Annotated in this window: 15 protein-coding genes and 1 pseudogene; 8 read left to right on the forward strand and 8 right to left on the reverse strand. The window is 70.4% G+C overall.

Going from position 1 to position 17087, the window contains the following annotated elements:
* Positions 1–53 precede the first annotated feature (53 nt).
* From J2S57_RS19700 to glnII, 4 genes are all read left to right on the forward strand, one after another.
* Complete coding sequence (locus J2S57_RS19700) at positions 54–515, forward strand: hypothetical protein (RefSeq protein WP_307245113.1); 462 nt, start codon at positions 54–56, stop codon at positions 513–515.
* A gap of 56 nt (positions 516–571) precedes the next feature.
* On the forward strand, positions 572–2965 hold the full coding sequence (gene secD / locus J2S57_RS19705; protein WP_307245116.1) for a protein translocase subunit SecD: 2394 nt from the start codon (positions 572–574) through the stop codon (positions 2963–2965).
* Between the two features lie 10 nt (positions 2966–2975).
* Positions 2976–4253: a cation:proton antiporter gene (locus J2S57_RS19710; RefSeq protein WP_307245117.1), complete on the forward strand. Its 1278-nt coding sequence runs from the start codon at positions 2976–2978 to the stop codon at positions 4251–4253.
* 146 nt (positions 4254–4399) lie between these two features.
* Positions 4400–5404, forward strand: a complete 1005-nt coding sequence (glnII, locus tag J2S57_RS19715) for a glutamine synthetase GlnII (protein WP_307245118.1) — start codon at positions 4400–4402, stop codon at positions 5402–5404.
* Positions 5405–5592: 188 nt separating this feature from the next.
* On the opposite strand, the gene J2S57_RS19720 is transcribed toward glnII, so the two are convergent.
* Together J2S57_RS19720 and J2S57_RS19725 are read right to left on the reverse strand one after the other, a co-directional pair.
* Positions 5593–6018, reverse strand: coding sequence for a hypothetical protein (locus tag J2S57_RS19720; RefSeq protein ID WP_307245120.1), 426 nt, complete (start codon positions 6016–6018; stop codon positions 5593–5595).
* A gap of 42 nt (positions 6019–6060) precedes the next feature.
* Complete coding sequence (locus tag J2S57_RS19725; RefSeq protein WP_307245122.1) at positions 6061–6675, reverse strand: DNA glycosylase AlkZ-like family protein; 615 nt, start codon at positions 6673–6675, stop codon at positions 6061–6063.
* A 165-nt stretch (positions 6676–6840) separates the two neighbouring features.
* On the opposite strand from J2S57_RS19725, the gene J2S57_RS19730 reads away from it, so the two are divergent.
* Both J2S57_RS19730 and J2S57_RS19735 read left to right on the forward strand, forming a co-directional pair.
* Positions 6841–7602, forward strand: coding sequence for a FadR/GntR family transcriptional regulator (locus tag J2S57_RS19730; RefSeq protein WP_307245124.1), 762 nt, complete (start codon positions 6841–6843; stop codon positions 7600–7602).
* 24 nt (positions 7603–7626) lie between these two features.
* On the forward strand, positions 7627–8685 hold the full coding sequence (locus J2S57_RS19735; protein ID WP_307245126.1) for an ADP-ribosylglycohydrolase family protein: 1059 nt from the start codon (positions 7627–7629) through the stop codon (positions 8683–8685).
* Here J2S57_RS19735 and J2S57_RS19740 read toward each other — a convergent pair.
* Positions 8652–9149: a hypothetical protein gene (locus J2S57_RS19740; RefSeq protein WP_307245128.1), complete on the reverse strand. Its 498-nt coding sequence runs from the start codon at positions 9147–9149 to the stop codon at positions 8652–8654. The genes J2S57_RS19735 and J2S57_RS19740 overlap by 34 nt on opposite strands.
* A 304-nt stretch (positions 9150–9453) precedes the next feature.
* Here J2S57_RS19740 and J2S57_RS19745 point away from each other — a divergent pair, with 304 nt between their 5' ends.
* Entirely contained in the window at positions 9454–10221 is a 768-nt protein-coding gene (locus J2S57_RS19745; protein ID WP_307245131.1) for a PIG-L deacetylase family protein, read from the forward strand.
* A gap of 151 nt (positions 10222–10372) precedes the next feature.
* Here the strand turns inward: J2S57_RS19745 and glnA are convergent, their stop codons facing one another.
* Complete coding sequence (gene glnA / locus J2S57_RS19750; RefSeq protein WP_307245133.1) at positions 10373–11797, reverse strand: type I glutamate--ammonia ligase; 1425 nt, start codon at positions 11795–11797, stop codon at positions 10373–10375.
* Positions 11798–12368: 571 nt separating this feature from the next.
* On the opposite strand from glnA, the gene J2S57_RS19755 reads away from it, so the two are divergent.
* Complete coding sequence (locus J2S57_RS19755) at positions 12369–12842, forward strand: RDD family protein (RefSeq protein ID WP_307245136.1); 474 nt, start codon at positions 12369–12371, stop codon at positions 12840–12842.
* Positions 12843–12926: 84 nt separating this feature from the next.
* On the opposite strand, the gene J2S57_RS19760 is transcribed toward J2S57_RS19755, so the two are convergent.
* From J2S57_RS19760 to J2S57_RS19775, 4 genes and pseudogenes are all read right to left on the reverse strand, one after another.
* A complete protein-coding gene (locus J2S57_RS19760) occupies positions 12927–13634 on the reverse strand; it encodes a DUF4191 domain-containing protein (protein WP_307245138.1) in 708 nt (235 codons plus the stop codon).
* A 27-nt stretch (positions 13635–13661) separates the two neighbouring features.
* Positions 13662–14675, reverse strand: a complete 1014-nt coding sequence (lipA, locus tag J2S57_RS19765; RefSeq protein WP_307245140.1) for a lipoyl synthase — start codon at positions 14673–14675, stop codon at positions 13662–13664.
* A 183-nt stretch (positions 14676–14858) separates the two neighbouring features.
* Positions 14859–16073: a cation diffusion facilitator family transporter gene (locus J2S57_RS19770; RefSeq protein WP_307245142.1), complete on the reverse strand. Its 1215-nt coding sequence runs from the start codon at positions 16071–16073 to the stop codon at positions 14859–14861.
* Between the two features lie 176 nt (positions 16074–16249).
* A pseudogene (locus J2S57_RS19775) lies at positions 16250–16615 on the reverse strand (ArsR/SmtB family transcription factor); the annotation flags it as partial.
* Positions 16616–17087 lie beyond the last annotated feature (472 nt).

Consider the following 17087-nt stretch of genomic DNA (forward strand, 5'->3'; position numbering starts at 1 on the left):
GTCACGAAGGTGGCCCACCCGGTGCGGTGGTGCTCACCGGTAGACTGGCCGTGATGACGCCTCGTATCAGCCTGCGCCCGCAAGGGGTCACCGCTGCGCTGATCACGTTTGTCGCGATCGTCCTGACGCTGCTGAGCGTCGCCACCATCGTCTCGAAACACACGGCCGGGCAGCACCGTTCCGCAACGGCCACGGCCGAGCGTGACGCCCGCGGGCCCGAGAGCGCCCGGGCCTCCGCGCGCAACCACCCGGTCTCCACCGCGTCCCCCGTCTCGCACCGGGTGGCCGTGCAGACCCCCGATCGCCGGGTGACGGCGACCGCCGCCGGCCAGGGTGCCGAGATCCACTTCCCGGGCGGTTCGCCCGACGTGCCGGCCGCTCTCGACGGCCGTGCCTGGTACCTCCCGACCGATCTGATCGATCTCCCGGTCGACGCGTCCGCCCAGGTCATCGCGACCACGGTCAGCGTCTCGCACCGCGGCCGTGCACCACCGAGCTCCGGGTTCCACACCTGATACACCCCTGCTGACTTCGACGGGCAGGGGTGCCAGACCCCATACCCGGAGGAGCCATGCGAGCTGTCCCCGTGGTGCGGGCGATCGTCGCGATCGCCGTTGTCGCCACCTCACTCTTCGTCGCGCTGACGATGTCCCCACGCCTGGGGCTCGATCTGCGCGGCGGCACCCAGATCGTCCTCGAGGGCAAGAGCACCGACACGGTCCAGGTCAATGCCGAGGCCACCGACCGCGCGCTCAGCGTCCTGCGCAACCGCATCGACGCCCTCGGCGTCACCGACCCGACGGTGACCCGCTCGGGCGAGAACCGCATCATCATCGAGCTGCCCGGCGTGCAAGACCCGCGCGAGGCCGCCGAGGTCGTGGGCCGCACCGCCCAGCTGACCTTCCATCCGGTGGTCTCCACCGACCCGGCGCCGGTCGCGGCCGAGGGCGAAGAGGCCGAGGGTGAGGAGGCCACGCAGGAGAAGCTCGAGGAGGGGCAGCAGCGCCTCGTCGACGAAGACGGCCAGCCGCTGGTCGTCGGCCCGTCGGTGATGACGGGTGAGGGCGTCGGCGACGCCGCCGGGGTCACCGACCCGACCCGTGGCGGCGGCTGGTTCGTCACGATCGACTTCAAGGCCGCCGGCGGCGACGCCTGGCGCCAGCTCACCGCCGACGCCGCCTGCGCGCTGCCCGGCGACCCGCAGCGGCGCATCGCGATCGTGCTCGACGACGAGGTCATCTCCTCGCCCCAGGTCGACCCGTCGATCACCTGCGACGTCGGGATGACCGGCAACAGCACCGAGATCACCGGCCAGTTCAGCGCCGAGCAGGCGCAAGACCTGGCCGTGCTGATCAAGGGCGGCGCCCTGCCGATCCCGGTCGAGGTCATCGAGCAGCGCACGGTCGGCCCGACGCTCGGCGCCGACGCCATCGACGCCTCGATCAAGGCCGCCGTCATCGGCCTGATCCTCACCGGTCTCTTCATCACGCTCGTCTACCGCGTCGTCGGGTTCCTCGCGACGCTGGCCCTGGCCTGCTACGCGCTGATCTCGTACGCGTTCCTGGTGTTCCTCGGCGCCACCCTGACCCTGCCCGGCCTGGCCGGTTTCGTGCTCGCCATCGGTATGGCCATCGACGCCAACGTGCTGGTGTTCGAGCGGGCCCGTGAAGAGTTCGGGGCCGTCCCGAAGGAGAAACGGCAGGGCCGGGGCGCGCTGCCGGGGGCCCTGAAGACGGGCTTCGACAAGGCCTGGACCGCGATCATCGATACCAACGTCACCACCCTGCTGGCCGCGGCCCTGCTCTTCTTCCTGGCCACCGGCCCGGTCCGGGGCTTCGGGGTCACGCTGTCGATCGGTGTGATCGCCTCGATGGTCTCGGCCCTGATCGTGGCCCGGGTGCTCACCGAGTGGGCGGTGCGCCGCACCCTGCTGCGCAAGCGCCCGGGCATCAGCGGCCTGGCCGGCAACGGCCGGCTGCGCCGCTGGCTGGAGACCAGCGGCCCCGACCTGATGCGCCGCGGCGGCCTGTGGATGGCCATCTCGTGCGCCATCGTGGTGCTCTCGGTCACCGGCATCCTGGTGCGTGGCCTCAACCTCGGCGTGGAGTTCACCGGCGGCCGGCTGCTCACGTTCAGCACCAGCCAGGCGGTCACGGCCGACCAGGCGCGAGAAGCGGTCAGCGGGGCCGGTTTCCCGCGGGCGGTGGTGCAGACCTCGTCCCCGACCGGGGGTGCGGCCGAGACCATCAGCGTGCGCACCGAGGAGCTGACCAACGAGGAGGCGCTCGAGATCGAGCAGGCCCTCGAGCGGGTCGGGGGTGACGTCAGCAAGGAGACCGACGAGCTGATCGGCCCGAGCCTCGGCGACGAGCTGCGCACCAAGGCCATTCTCGCGCTCGGCGCGGCGATCCTGGCCCAGATGCTCTACCTGGCAGTCCGGTTCCGCTGGACCTTCGGAATATCCGCCGCCCTCACCATGTTTCACGACGTGCTGGCGGTGGTCGGAATCTTCGCCTGGCTGGGCAAGCCGATCGACGGCGTGTTCCTGGCCGCGGCGCTGACCGTCGTCGGCCTGAGCGTCAACGACACCGTCGTCGTCTTCGACCGGGTGCGCGAGATGCGCCGGGCCCGGCCGCGCGAGAACTTCGCCAAGGTCATGAACAGCGCCATCCTGCAGACGGTTCCGCGGACCATCAACACCGGTCTCGGGTCCATCTTCATCCTGGCGGCGCTGACCCTGCTGGGTGGCGACTCGCTCACCGACTTCGCGCTCGCCCTGCTCATCGGCCTGGTGATCGCGACGCTCTCGAGCGTCTTCACCGCCTCGCCGCTGGCGATCGTGCTGGAACGGTTCTGGCCCGACCGGCCCGCGGCGCCCGACGACGACACTCCGCAGAAGGGGCCCCGACCGGTGACGCACGCGTCCGTCGACCCCTACGCCCACATCTCCACGGGCCGAGACTGAGGACCCGCACATGCATCTTGCCGAGACCCTGATGGCCCTCGGCGGCGCCTTCCTCGCCGCCGGGCTGGCCGCCCGCCTGGGCCGACGTGTCGGCCTGCCCACCATCCCGCTGTTCATGCTCGCCGGGCTGCTGCTCGGCCCGAACACCCCCGGCCTCGCCCTGGTCGAGGACCCGACCGAGTTCGCCCTGCTCAGCTCGCTGGGCCTGATCCTGCTGCTGTTCTACCTGGGCCTGGAGTTCCACCTCGACGACCTGATCGGCGGTGGCCGAAAGCTCCTGGCCGCCGGCGGGCTGTACCTGTTCATCAACGTCGGCCTGGGGCTCGGGTTCGGCTTCCTGCTGGGCTGGGGCAGCCGCGAGGCGTTCGTCCTGGCCGGCGTGATCGGCATCTCCAGCTCGGCGATCGTCACCAAGGTGCTCGTCGAGACCGGGCGGCTGGGCCGTCCGGAGAGCAAGCTGATCCTCGGCATCATCGTGGTCGAAGACGTCTTCCTGGCGCTGTACCTGGCGCTGCTGCAGCCGGTTCTGAGCGACGCGAGCGGATTCGCCGAGGCCGCGCAGAAGTTCGGCATCGCCTTCGGGTTCCTGGTGGTGCTCACGGCGATCGCCCGCTGGGGCGCCGGGCTGGTCGGGCGTCTGGTCGAGACCCGTGACGACGAGCTGCTCATCGTCACGTTCGTCGGCCTCGCCGTGCTGAGCGCCGGGGTCGCCGAGAAGCTCGGCGTGTCCGACGCGATCGGCGCCTTCATGATCGGCCTCATCCTGGGCTCCGGAAAGGCCGGGGTGCGCATCCAGAAACTGGTGCACCCGCTGCGCGACGCGTTCGCCGCGCTCTTCTTCTTCACCTTCGGTCTCACCATCGACCCGGGTGACGTGATGAGTGTGTGGCTGCCCATCACCCTGGCGGTGCTCGTCACCGTCGTGGGCAACCTGACGGCCGGCACGCTCTCCTCGCGGATCTACGGATTCGGGCCGGAGAAGGCCAGTTTCGTGTCGCTCACGGTGCTCGCCCGCGGCGAGTTCGCACTGATCCTGGCCTCGATGGCGGCGGTCGCCGGGCTGGACCCGCGGATCAGCGCGTTCGTCGCCGGGTACGTGCTGATCCTGGCCATCCTCGGGCCGCTGGCGGTCAGCCGGGCCGAGCTCTTCGCCGTCGGGCTGGAGAAGGTCTTCGGCCGTTTCCTGCCCGAGCGCCCGGAGCTGACGGGCAACGAGGACGGCGACGCCCCGCCCGCGGAGAAGAAGGGCCAGAACCAGGCCTTCGAGGGCATCAGCACGAAGAGCTGAGAAATATCCCCGAAACCGGGGAAACCAGTTCTTCACCTCGCGGCAATCGTCCGGCAGCATCGCCGGGCGAGGCTCGTTCTCAGGAAAGCCCCACTCCCGCAGACGATGCGGGGGTGGGGCTCAGGAGAGCACGAGGAGCCCGAGACATGCCCTACCGCGCCGAATACATCTGGATCGACGGCACCGAGCCGACCCCGCTGATGCGCAGCAAGACCCGCATCGTGGCCGACGGCCAGGAGCCGGAGATCTGGGGCTTCGACGGCTCCAGCACCAACCAGGCGCCCGGTGAGAACTCCGACTGCGTGCTGCGTCCCGTGTTCACCTGCCCCGACCCGCTGCGCGGCGAGGGCGACGTGCTGGTGCTCTGCGAGGTCGAGCTCACCGACTTCACGCCGCACGCCACCAACACCCGCGCCGCCTGCGTCGCGGCGGCCGAGAAGTACGCCGACCAGAGCCCGAACTTCGGCATCGAGCAGGAGTACACGTTCTTCGCCGACGGCCGCCCGCTGGGCTGGCCCGCCGTCGGCTTCCCGGCGCCGCAGGGCCCGTACTACTGCGGTGTGGGTGGCGACCGGATGCCCGGCCGCGAGATCGTCGAGAAGCACACCGAGGCGTGCCTGAAGGCCGGTCTGGCCATCGAGGGCACGAACGCCGAGGTCATGATGGGCCAGTGGGAGTTCCAGATCGGCGTGCTGCCGGCGCCTCTCATCGGTGACCACATCTGGGTGGCCCGCTGGCTGCTCCTGCGCATCGCCGAGGACTTCGGCGTCGACGTGTCGTTCGACGCCAAGCCGGTGAAGGGTGACTGGAACGGTGCCGGCGCGCACACCAACTTCTCCACCGCGGCCACCATGGAGAGCTACGACGCGATCGTCACCGCGTGCGAGGCCCTCGGCAAGAAGGCCGACGAGCACGTCGCCGCCTACGGCCAGGGCATCGAGGAGCGCCTGACCGGTGCCCACGAGACGGCCAGCTACAAGACGTTCAGCTGGGGCGCGTCCGACCGCTCCGCGTCGATCCGCATCCCGTGGGCGGTCGAGAAGGCGAAGAAGGGCTGGATCGAAGACCGGCGCCCCAACGCCAACGTCGACCCCTACGTGGTCTCGCGCATGCTCATCACCACCTGCTGTGCGGCGCTCGCGGGCGAGTAGTCCCACCGTCACCAGGGGTCCGCGGTCGGTCACCGGCCGCGGGCCCGTTGCGTTCGGGGCACTCGATCATGGACGTTCCGGTGACCTCGGTCCCGCCCCTCCCACGGGGGTGTGGTTGCGGCTGTGCACAGGCCCGCGTTCGCCGGCGGGACGGCCTCGAGCCTGCTGACGACCTGGAGCCCGGAAGCTCAGTACGTCGCCGCCCGCAACGGATCCGGCTCGTCGATCACGTCGTGCAGCACCGCCAGCACGATGTCGGCGAGGCCGGGATCCATGTGGGCCCCGCCCAGGTCGTCCGTCGCGATGAACGGCCCCGGCATGTTCTTCGCCCGCCACGCGCGCTCGATCGCCGAGTGGGTGCCCCCGACCGCCTTGGCCGAGCCGATGATCGCCACCAGGTCGTCGTACTCGGCGGCGTCGGGGGATGCCTGGGCCACGTGCCGGATGTAGGCCGTGCGCTTCTCGCCGTAGCCGCGCAGCAGCGCGATCACCTTCTGCCGCACGGCATCCGGATCGGGCGCCGGGGCCACGGGGGCCAGCCGGTCGAGCAGGAGGCGGGCCTTCTCCACGTCGGCCGGGTTGTCCGGGTCGAACGTCAGCGTGATGGTGGCCATGCCGCGATGATGCGCCTGGTCCACATGCACCGCAAGTGCTACTCAGGTAGATACTTTCCGGTACTCGGCCAACACGTCGCCGCCGGTGACGAACGCCCCTGCCCGGTGGATCTCCGCGCGTAGGTCGTGCGCCCGCCGCGCCCCCACACCCCGCGCGGCGGCACCTGCACCAGCGGCAACCGACCACCCACGGCCAGCCAGATCGTCGAGCGTGGCGTCCGGACAGTGTGGCGCCAGAGCCCGGTTCAGCTCCATCGGCAGCATCGGGCCCGCCGCCGGCAGCTCCCGCGCCCGGCGTTCCAGCTCGGCCGGATCCCCGATCACCGCCCGGATCCGGGCGGCCGTGTAGACCCGGTCGAGTACCGGCTGCATCACCGGGCGCAGGCCCAGGCAGTCCCGGGCGCTGAACAGGTGAATCGTGCCGCGCATGGCCAGAATTCGCACCACCCGGCGGTTCTCGAGCAGATCGGCCAGTTCGGCCGCCTCGAAACCGTGCAGACGCGTCCACAAGCCGCCGTAGGCACTCAACGGCTCCTGCGACTGCAGGCCGACCAGGTGCTCGACCATCTCGAGCGCGCCCATGCGCACCCGCTCCAGCAGATGCTGCCGGGCGAGCGTGGCCCGGCCCAGACGGCGGATGCTGATGCGGGTGCTCATGACGACGACGCTACGCGGCCAAGCGGTCAGCATCCTTCCTGGTGGACTGCGGGGCGGTCGTGCGGACTGAGAGGACCCTCGTCCCGGCCGCCGGTTCGGTCAAATCTTCAATCAGAGTGCTCGTATCCTGAGAAACACAGGGCAAATTCCCCTACGATGCCCGGTATGTCCGATGTGGGGGACGCCGGAAGAACCAGCTCGGTCGGAAGGGTCGGCCGCGGGGGCAAGATCGGCGACGCCGTGGCGCGCGAGATCCTCAGCCGGATCACCCGCGACGGCCTGACCGCCGGCACCCGCCTGCCGCCCGAGGCCCAGATGATGGCCGAGTACCGGGTCGGCCGCAGCACCCTGCGCGAGGCCCTGCGCATCCTCGAGGTGAATGGGCTGATCGCGATCCGGCCCGGCCCGGGCGGAGGGCCGGTCGTGCGGGACTTCTCCAGCCACGACTTCGCCCGCACCGCCACGCTGTTCCTGCATGCCCGCGGTCTCACCGTGCGCGAACTCCTCGAGGCCCGGCTGATTCTCGAGCCGGTCACCGCCCGGCTGGCCGCGCAGCGCCGCACCAGCGAGGAGGCGGCCCGGCTCGGCGTCGCCGCGACCGCCGCCGACCCGGAGGCGGAGTCCGAGTACCGGCGCGCCACGGCCGATTTCCACGCCCTGCTGGTGGAGACGGCCGGCAACGGTGTGATCGGTCTGCTGGTCCTGTCGCTGAAAGACGTGTTCCAGACCCGGGTGCGCGAGCTGGTCGTGCCCGGAGAAGACCGGGCCGCCGTCCTGCGCACCCACCTGCAGATCGCCGACGCGGTGCGCGACGGCCGCGCCGACGACGCCGGGCAGCTCATGAGCGAGCACCTGGCCGACTACGTGCGCCGGGTCGAGGAAAGTCATCCCGGTCTGATGGACGAGGTCGTCGACTGGATGCAATAACCCCTGATCCCGGACAATCGGCGCGTGAGCGACGCCCTGCAGCCCCATCCCCTGGTCTGGGAGAGCCGAGTCCGCGGCAGTCTGCTGGGGCTCGCCCTCGGTGAGAGCCTGGCCTTCGACCAGCCCGACCATGCCCCGCTGAAGTCCGGAACCGCCACCCAGCTGGCCGCTTTCACGGTCGAGGGCACCATCCGGGCGGTGCTGCGCTCACTGCACGAGGGAGCCTGCCACCCGCCCTCGGAGCTCTGGGACGCCTACGGCCGCTGGGCTCTGCTGCAGGGGGTGCTGCACGCCGACGTGCCGCCCGACGGCTGGCTGATGCAGGTGCCGCAGCTGTACGAGCACCGCGGCGAGGCCCCGGCCACCGTGAACGCGACGCAGGGCGGGCGCCCGGGCACCCGCGAGGCGCCGGTCTCGGGCAGCCTGGGCTGGCACTCGCTGGTTCGGGGCCTGCCCTTCGCCGCCCTGTCCGGCCAGGCCCACTGGTCGGACGTGCGGATGGCGTCCGAGTGCGCGGCCCTCACCCACGGCCATCCGCGGGCCTGGTCGACCGCCGCGGCCGGAGTGCGGCTGCTCAACCGGTTCCTGGCGGCCGGCCCGGGCGAGAACGACCTGCCCGCCCTGGTGGCCAACGCGCTGCCCGGGCTGGACGAGGAGGTGGCGGCCGGGCTGCGCACGGCGTTGTGGGCCGCGGGCACCCGGCCGGGCCAGCGGGACGTGCTGCTCAGCCTGGCCCCGAGTGCGAGCGCCCCGGCCGTGCTGATGGGGGGCGTGTACACGGCCGCGAGCTTCGCGGGCCACGCTGACGCCGGTGCCGCACTGCGTTTCGCCGCCACCGCCCGCGCCCCGCAGGGCGTGGGCGCGATGACCGGGGCGATCCTCGGCGCGGTGCACGGGGCCGGGGTCTGGCCGGTGCCGGTGCTGGTGCGGCACGAGCTGCTCTGGGTGCTCGACACGCTCGCCCGTGACCTGGTGCTGCAGCTGACCGGTAACCCGGGAGGGTCGTCCGGGGTGGCCCCGGACGACCCGCACTGGGGGTCGAGATACCCTCAGAAATCGGCCAGTTCGCGGGGGCTGATGTAGAGACCGCGCTGTGACAGCCATTCCGGGGTGCTGGTGCGCACCTGGGTGTCGGTCATCAGCGGCGTCGACAGCACCCACTCCTTGTCCATGCGCAGTTTCGTGGTCCAGCCGGGCACCTGCTTGCCGGCGGCCTCGTACTCGTGCCCGATGAGCACCCCGAGCAGCACGTGCCAGCGTTCGTAGAAGCCCTTCGCGCCGTCCGGGCCGCCGGTGATGTCCTTGGCCGTGCGCCGCACCCGGCCCGGGTTGTCGGTGCGCGGCGGGGGCTTTCGTGCCGGGTCCTTCGACCAGTCCGCGGGGTCGGTCAGCGGCACCAGGTCGTTGCCGACCTGGCGCAGGGCGTGCCGCAGGTGGTTGCGGCACTGGATGGTGAGTTTGAACGCCCAGATGGCGTCCGAGGGATCCTCGTCCAGGGCGTTGACGATCGCCGTCCAGGTCGGGTCAGGGGTGGCAAACGCGGTCACTCTGTGAGTGTGGAAGGTTGCCCGGGGCGACGGGTACTCCGGTCGGTGGTAACGATCATCACCGAATGTCGGGGTAAAGGTCCCACGGGAACCTTGTCGGGCATATAGCGCCAGGTCACGCCCGGTCCTGGGGTTGTCTGCGGACCGGGGGAGCGGTGGCCGGGGGCCTCTCCGGCGCACCGGTTCACCCACCGATGCCCCGTAGATCTCCGCACGACCTTCCGGCGCCGCGCACCGCACCCGGTCTTGCCTCCGGCGGTCGCGTCCCGGTGAATGGGGTCCTGACGTAGGGGAGGAAGCCGCCGTGCCCGGACTCGACGACGCCCTGCGGGATCACGACTGCGTCGTGGTGCTGTCCCCGCACCCGGACGACGCGGCGCTGTCGTGCGGCTCGCTGCTGGCCCGGATCTCGTCCCGGCTGCCGGTCACCGTGATGTCGCTGTTCACGGCCTGCCACCCCGACCGGGCCTCGCGGGCGGCGCGCGCCGAGCTGCGCCGGGCCAACGCGCGGCGTGCGCCGGAGCTCTACCACCGGCGCCGGGCGCGGGACCTGGCGGCGCTGCGCTCGATCGGCGTGACCGGGGTGCACTTCGGCCTGCCGGACGCGCTGTACCGCCGCCGGGTGTCCCGGGCACCGCGTCTGGCCGGGGCGCTGCTGCCCGAACTGGACTGCGTCTACCCGACTTTCCGGCTGCACGCGTCGCGGGGCCGGATCTCACCGCACGACCGGCCGCTCCTGGAGCAGCTGGAACGGCGGGTGCTGCTGGCGACCACCCCGGCCGACCTGATCCTGGCGCCGTTCGGGCTGGGCGGGCACGTCGACCACATGCTCACCCACGAGCTCGGAAAAGCGTTGTCGCGCAGCCGGAAAGTGGGCTGGTACGCCGACCAGCCGTACGTGGCCCGGTCGGGCGTCCCGGTGCCGGCGCCGGCCGGGGCGCAGCGCGTCGAGCACGAGGTCGACCGGGAGGCCAAGGCGTCACTGATCGCCTGGTACGGCCTGTCGTCCCTCCCGGCCGACGGGCCGGCGCCCGAGCTGGAGGAGTACGTCTACGTCCCGGCCGCCTCGTGAGGTGAGCCGGACGCGTCCGGCGACCGCGTCGTCCTCAAACAGGCAGGCCTTCACGCACGTAGCCCCTGGAGCGGGAGGCCCTTGGGGCGATCGGCGCCAAAACGAAGGCGGACCCCGGAAAAGGGGCCCGCCGACGTTCACGAAGTGTGGATCACACGTCGTAGTACAGCTCGAACTCGTGCGGGTGCGGGCGCAGACGGATCGGGTCGATCTCGGACTCGCGCTTGAACTGGATCCAGGTCTCGATCAGGTCCTCGGTGAAGACGCCGCCCTCGACGAGGTAGGCGTGGTCCTTCTCGAGGTTGTCGAGGGCCTCGCTGAGCGACGCCGGCACCTGGGCGATGCCCGCGTGCTCCTCCGGCGGAAGCTCGTAGAGGTCCTTGTCGACCGGGGCCGGCGGCTCGATGCGGTTCTTGATGCCGTCGATGCCGGCCATCAGCATCGCCGCGAACGCCAGGTACGGGTTGCTCGACGGGTCGGGCACGCGGAACTCGATGCGCTTGGCCTTCGGGTTCGAACCGGTGACCGGGATACGCACGCAGGCGCTGCGGTTACGGGCCGAGTAGACCAGGTTGACCGGCGCCTCGTAGCCCGGCACCAGGCGGTGGTACGAGTTCACCGTCGGGTTGGTGAACGCCAGCAGTGACGGGGCGTGGTGCAGGAGGCCACCGATGTACCAGCGGGCGATGTCCGACAGGCCGCCGTAACCGCTCTCGTCGTAGAAGAGCGGCGAGCCGTCCTTCCACAGCGACTGGTGGCAGTGCATGCCCGAGCCGTTGTCCTGGAAGATCGGCTTCGGCATGAACGTGACCGTCTTGCCCGCGGCGTGCGCGACGCTCTTGATCACGTACTTGAACAGCATGACCTTGTCCGCGGACTTGGCCAGGCTGTCGAAGCGGTAGTTGATCTCGGCCTGACCGGCGGTGCCCACCTCGTGGTGGCTCCGCTCGACCTCGAGGCCCAGCTCGTCGAGCGCGAGCACCATCTGGTCACGCAGGTCGGCGTAGTGGTCGACCGGCGGGACCGGGAAGTACCCACCCTTGTACGGGGTCTTGTGGCCCAGGTTCCCGCCGTCTTCCTTGCGGGAGGTGTTCCAGGCGGCCTCGATCGAGTCGATCTCGTAGAACGACTTGTTCTGCTTCGTCTCAAAGCGCACGTCGTCGAAGATGTAGAACTCGGCCTCGGGGGCGAAGAACGCGGTGTCGGCGATCCCCGTGGACTTCAGGTACGCCTCGGCCTTGGCCGCGACCTGGCGCGGGTCACGGCTGTACGGCTCGTTCGTGTACGGGTCGACGATGCTCATGTTGATGTTGAGCGTCTTCTCGACACGGAACGGGTCGATGTAGGCGGTGTGCAGGTCCGGGATGAGCTTCATGTCGGACTCGTTGATCGCCTGGAAGCCCCGGATCGAGGAGCCGTCGAACATCTGACCGTCGGTGAAGAAGTCCTCTCCCACGGTGGACGCGGGCACGTTGAAGTGCTGCATCACACCCGGCAGGTCGCAGAACCGGACGTCAACGAACTTGACGTCGTTCTCCGCGATGTACTTGGTCACCTCTTCGGCGTTGCTGAACAATCCAACCTCCACGGTCGGGGATCGGTCGCGGTCTACGGGGTGGGAACCGTCAGTGGTACTGACGCCTTATACCGCCGGTTTAGGTCCGGGAGCGAGTGTTCCAGACAATTACCGGTGATTTAGGCAGTACCCCATCGTGTCGAGCACGTGGCGGTTCCAGGCTGCTCCGGTCGATGCCCTGCTCCGTCGCGAGTGCCCGGGCGGAGCGGTCTGGAAGTGCCGCCACCTGCGATCGACGCTGATCGTGGGGTCCGTGGGGCAGACCTTACAGCCCACGGGCAACCGGGCGGTCACCGGTCGACGCACGTTCTTCTCACGTCGTTCAATCGAACGAAATGGATGACTCCGGGTCTCCGGCACAGCGGGTCGGCCCTTTAGACATCGCCAGGAAATAGCTGTGTGACATGCCGGAAACATTCAAAGGCCGATGGTGTATTTCTCACTTTTACTTGGGTGCCGGGGCTCTGGTAAGCGCGTTTGACGGTGGACGCGGTGGTGCCCGGGCGGGTCGGTGGCGGGAGCCGAGTGGGTCACCGGGGGACGGGGCCCGCGGTCCGCCTAAGCTCGTCCTGTGGCAGTTGACAGGCGGGACATCGGTTCGTGGATCCAGGGTCCGGAGGCGGTGACGGGCGTCTCCGGTTATCCGGGGGAGCGGCTCGACCGGCCCGAGACCGGCCCCGGTTCGCTCGCCCGGCCGGGCCGGCGGTTCGCCAGTGTGCTCATCGACTGGGTGCTGTGCCTGGTCATCGCGCGGGGCTTCTTCGGTACCGAGACCGTGGCCTCCGGCGTGGGAACCCTGATTCCGGTGGCGATCCTGGCGGTGGAGAACCTGCTGCTGATCAGCACCACCGGCTTCACGATCGGCCAGCGCGTCATGGGCGTGCACGTGGAACGTGTCGTCGGGGGAGGCCCGATCGGGCTGTGGCGCAGTGCGCTGCGCGCCGTTCTGCTGTCGCTGGTGGTGCCGCCGCTCACGATGGGCTGGGACGTCGACCGCCGGGGCATGCACGACCTACTGACCAGTTCAGTGGTGGCGCGGAACTGATTTTGCGCCCAGCGGTCCCGAAAATGAGGGACGCCGTCGAGACCAGGTCTCGACGGCGTCCCTCATGCGGTTGCTGGCTCGGGATCAGCGGCCCTTGGTGGCGCGGCGATCGGGACGCATACGCGTCGGGTCGACACCCTTGGGGATCGGCAGGCGGGCGGCGCCGAGGGCGCGCAGACGCTTGCTGACCTCGGAGACCTCCTGCTTGGTGATCACCGGCTTCTTGCGCATCAGGTGGCGCACCAGCTTCTGCACCGGAACCTGGTCGTCACCCTCACCGGCGTGCACCACGAGCACCGGCACCTCGGGCATCAGCCGGGCGGTGCGCTTGCGCTCGGTCTCGGCGAGCCGGGCCACGCGCGGCATCGGGCCCTCGGTGACCAGAACCACACCCGGACGGCCCACGGCTCGGAACAGCAGGTCCTGGGTGCGCGGGTCGACGGCGACCGGCTGCTCCTCGACGTTCCAGCCGCGCCGCAGGCCCTTCAGCGCGTAGCCGACGACGCCCTTGCGATCACCGATCTGGCTGTACGCGGCCCGCTCGGCGCGCCGCCCCATGATGATGATCGCGACCAGGAGCCCGACCATGAAGCCGAGAATGCCCACGTAGATGGGATGCCCGACGGCCAGGCCGATGAGCACGCCGCCGGCCGTGAGACCGACCAGCGCGACCAGCATCCAGACGACCGCCATCGGGTCGGCCTTGCGCAGCATCGTGAACACCGCGCGGAACTGGGCGAAGCGGCCCATCTCTTCCGGGTTGACGGGCTGTGAGGGTGTGTTGCGAGCCATGAGCGAAGAATACTTCTGCTGTGAGGGTCAGCGTGACGAGCCTCGCAGCAGAAGGCTCGAGGCCTCCTGCCGCGCGGTCGTCTCGACGGCCAGGTGAGCGAGGTCTTCGGGGATCTGCTCGCCCCGGCGGGTCATGGCCTGGGCCCACAGACGCCCGGCCCGGTACGACGAGCGCACCAGCGGACCGGCCATCACACCGGCGAAGCCCAGCTCGTCGGCGAAGTCCTTGTGCTCGACGAACTCCTCGGGCTTCACCCAGCGGTCGACCGGGTGGTGCAGCGGCGAGGGACGCAGGTACTGCGTGATCGTGATCAGGTCGCAACCGGCGTCGTGCAGGTCGGTCAGCGCCTGCCGGATCTCCTCGGGCGTCTCACCCATGCCCAGGATCAGGTTGGACTTGGTGACCTGCCCCTTCGAGCGGGCCAGACTCAGCACCTCGAGCGAGCGCTCGTAGCGGAAGGCCGGGCGGATGCGCTTGAAGATGCGCGGAACGGTCTCGACGTTGTGGGCGAAGACCTGCGGCTGCGCGTCGAAGACCAGCTGCAGCAGCTCGGGGTTGCCGGAGAAGTCGGGCACCAGGATCTCGACGCCGGTGCCGGGGGACTGCCGGTGGATCTCGCGGATCGTCTCCGCGTACAGCCAGGCGCCCTCGTCCTCCAGGTCGTCACGGGCGACGCCGGTGACCGTGGCGTAGCGCAGGCCCATCGTGGCGACGCTCTCGCCGACGCGGCGCGGTTCGTCGCGGTCGAGGGCCTGCGGCTTGCCGCTGTGGATCTGGCAGAAGTCGCAACGGCGGCTGCACTGGTCGCCGCCGATCAGGAAGGTGGCCTCGCGGTCTTCCCAGCACTCGAAGATGTTGGGGCAGCCAGCCTCCTGGCAGACCGTGTGCAGGCCCTCCTTCTTCACCAGGCCGGTCAGCGCGGTGTACTCCGGGCCCATCTTGGCGGTGGTGCGGATCCATGACGGCTTCCGCTCGATCGGGGTCTCGGCGTTGCGGGCCTCGACCCTCAGAAGCCGCCTGCCCTCGGGTGCGATCGTCACCTGTGCTCCCTATCCGCACGCTGTCCCGGGGGTCTCCCGGGACGGCACTCGCCGGCTGTTGCGTTGCCGCCGGTCTGGTGGACAGCGGTCCGGCCGCCGTCGCCTCGTCAACTCTAAGCGCCGCCGGAGGGGTGACTCATTCCGGAGGGGCCGGACGTGGGCGTGATCACGTGGTTCTGCTCGTCAGGCGTGCGTGGGGTGCTCGTGGTCGGAGTGGGCCTGGGCCTCGAACTGGAAGGTGGAGTGCTCGACGTCGAAGTGCCCGGCCAGGCAGCTCTGCAGCTCGTCGAGCATCACGGTGAGGTGGCCGTCGTGGAAGCAGCCGTCTTCGACGACCACGTGGGCGGAGAGGATCGGCAGGCCGGTCGCGACGGTCGAGGCGTGCAGGTCGTGGACGGCCACGACGTGGGGGACGGCCTGGATGTGGCTGCGCACCTCGCCCAGGTCGACGCTGGTCGGGGTGGCCTCGAGGAGCACGGTCAGGGCCTGGCGGAGGAGCATCCAGCAGCGGGGGAGGATCAGGGTGCCGATGAGGATGGAGGCCACGGCGTCGGCGCGGGTCCAGCCGGTGAGCCAGATCGCGGCGGCGGCGACCAGCACGGCCACCGAGCCGAGGGCGTCGTTGACGACCTCGAGGAAGGCGGCGCGGGTGTTCATGTTCTCGCCCGCGCCCTTCAGGAGGATGAGGATCGAGACGGCGTTGGCGAGGAGGCCGATGGCGCCGAAGACGAGCATGCCGGTGCTCGCGACCTCGGGCGGGTCGATGAGCCGCTGGACGCCCTCGACCAGGATGTAGATCCCGATCGCCAGCAGGGCGGTGGCCTGGATCGCCGCGGACAGGATCTCGGCGCGCTTCCAGCCCCAGGTCAGGCGGACCGTGGGGGGACGGTTGGCCAGGATCGCGACGACCAGCGACAGGGTCAGGCCGGCGGCGTCGGTGAGCATGTGGCCGGCGTCGGCGAGCAGGGCGAGACTGCCGGTGAGGGCGGCGCCGACGGCCTCGAGCACCAGGACCGAGACGGTGATGCCCAGCACGATCGCCAGGCGGCGCTGGGCGCCGGGGCCCTTGGGCAGGTCGTGCCCATGACCGTGGCCGTGTCCACCGGGTTCGGGTTTCGGCTCGGGCGGCGGTGTGGCCCGGGTCCCGGTCCGCGCTGCGGGTTCGGGCTGCTTGAGGACGCGGGGGGCGCAGGGGGCCTTCAGGCTCTCGGACGCGGGGGCACAGCTCTGTTGGAGAAGCCCGGTCCGGGCGGTCTCACCGGCTGACGCGGAGGCGTGTTCGTCGGTGTGGCTCTGCTCGTGCGCATGGCTGTGTTCATGACGAGGCTCGGTGCCGGGCTCGGTGCCGGGCGCGTGGTCGGGCCCGTGGTCGGGCTCGGGGGGCGTCGTGCTCGTCATGCCGGGTGCTCCGCGGCTTCGTGGCCCAGTTCGAGGCCGGGGTGGGGTGCATGGTGCGGTTCTGGGTGACGGACGTCCACGTCGCGGCCCGCGCTCCGGGCAGGCCCGTTCGGGACCGGGACCTCGTCGTCGTGCCCGTGGGCCCGGTGCTCGTGGTCGAGCGTGACGGTGTGGTGCAGCACGACCCGCTCGCCGGTGGCCTCGAGGAACGACTCGGTGGCGTGGAACAGGTCGAGCAGCTCGGGCCGGGCGAGGGAGTACAGCGAGGCCCGCCCCTGGGCCCGCGACCGCACCAGCCCGCAGTCGCGCAGGCAGGCCAGGTGCCCGGACACCGTGGACTGAGCCAGCCCCAGGTGACTCATCAGGTCGACGACGCGGTGCTCGCCGCGGGCCAGGTGACGCAGGATCAGCAACCGGGTGGGGTCGCCGAGGGTGCGGAAGAGATACGCCGCCGCGGTGACGTCTTCATTGCCCTCAGGTGACTCTGCGCTGCCTGTCGGTTTCGCAGTGTCGGCATTGGTGAGCCCGGTTGGTATCGCCATGTGCCGATGATAGCGGGCGTGCGAGGCGTTTGCGGCGGGCGTGGGGCTGGAGCCAGGAGTCACCGGTCCGGAGGGTGAGGGGCGGCGACGAAACCGATGCGCTCGATAATCGATAGGAGTGCAGCTGCGGGTTTACGGCTATGGATTCGCAGCTGAGGATTCGCGGCCATGGAGCAAGCCGGAGTCGAAGCCCGGCGTGGACTGGCGTGGAGTGGAGTGCCGGGGACCGCGCTGCCGCATGAGCTTCTTCGTCAGAGGCGCCGGCCGAACCACCCTCCGTGTCCAGTCATGTCGCGCCGGGGTAGCATCGATCAGGCGCCAGGCCCCGTTTTTTCGTTGTCCGGCAGTATTTTTCGGCTGCGGGGCTGCGGGGCTGCGGGGCTGCGGGGCTGCGGGGCTGCGGGGCTGGCGGGGCTGCCGGGCTGCCGGGCTGCCGGTTGTTCTGGCCGGGCCCCTCAGTGTCTGGACACCC

The organism is Kineosporia succinea, from assembly GCF_030811555.1.
GTDB classification, from domain to species: Bacteria; Actinomycetota; Actinomycetes; order Actinomycetales; family Kineosporiaceae; genus Kineosporia; species Kineosporia succinea.

Excerpts from the sequence above, each read along its gene's own strand:
- J2S57_RS19725 (WP_307245122.1), bottom strand. The coding sequence starts at position 6,675 with ATGAGCACCCGCATCAGCATCCGCCGTCTGGGCCGGGCCACGCTCGCC.
- J2S57_RS19710 (WP_307245117.1), top strand. The coding sequence starts at position 2,976 with ATGCATCTTGCCGAGACCCTGATGGCCCTCGGCGGCGCCTTCCTCGCC.
- glnII (WP_307245118.1), top strand. The coding sequence starts at position 4,400 with ATGCCCTACCGCGCCGAATACATCTGGATCGACGGCACCGAGCCGACC.
- J2S57_RS19700 (WP_307245113.1), top strand. The coding sequence starts at position 54 with ATGACGCCTCGTATCAGCCTGCGCCCGCAAGGGGTCACCGCTGCGCTG.
- J2S57_RS19730 (WP_307245124.1), top strand. The coding sequence starts at position 6,841 with ATGTCCGATGTGGGGGACGCCGGAAGAACCAGCTCGGTCGGAAGGGTC.
- secD (WP_307245116.1), top strand. The coding sequence starts at position 572 with ATGCGAGCTGTCCCCGTGGTGCGGGCGATCGTCGCGATCGCCGTTGTC.
- J2S57_RS19720 (WP_307245120.1), bottom strand. The coding sequence starts at position 6,018 with ATGGCCACCATCACGCTGACGTTCGACCCGGACAACCCGGCCGACGTG.
- J2S57_RS19760 (WP_307245138.1), bottom strand. The coding sequence starts at position 13,634 with ATGGCTCGCAACACACCCTCACAGCCCGTCAACCCGGAAGAGATGGGC.
- J2S57_RS19770 (WP_307245142.1), bottom strand. The coding sequence starts at position 16,073 with ATGACGAGCACGACGCCCCCCGAGCCCGACCACGGGCCCGACCACGCG.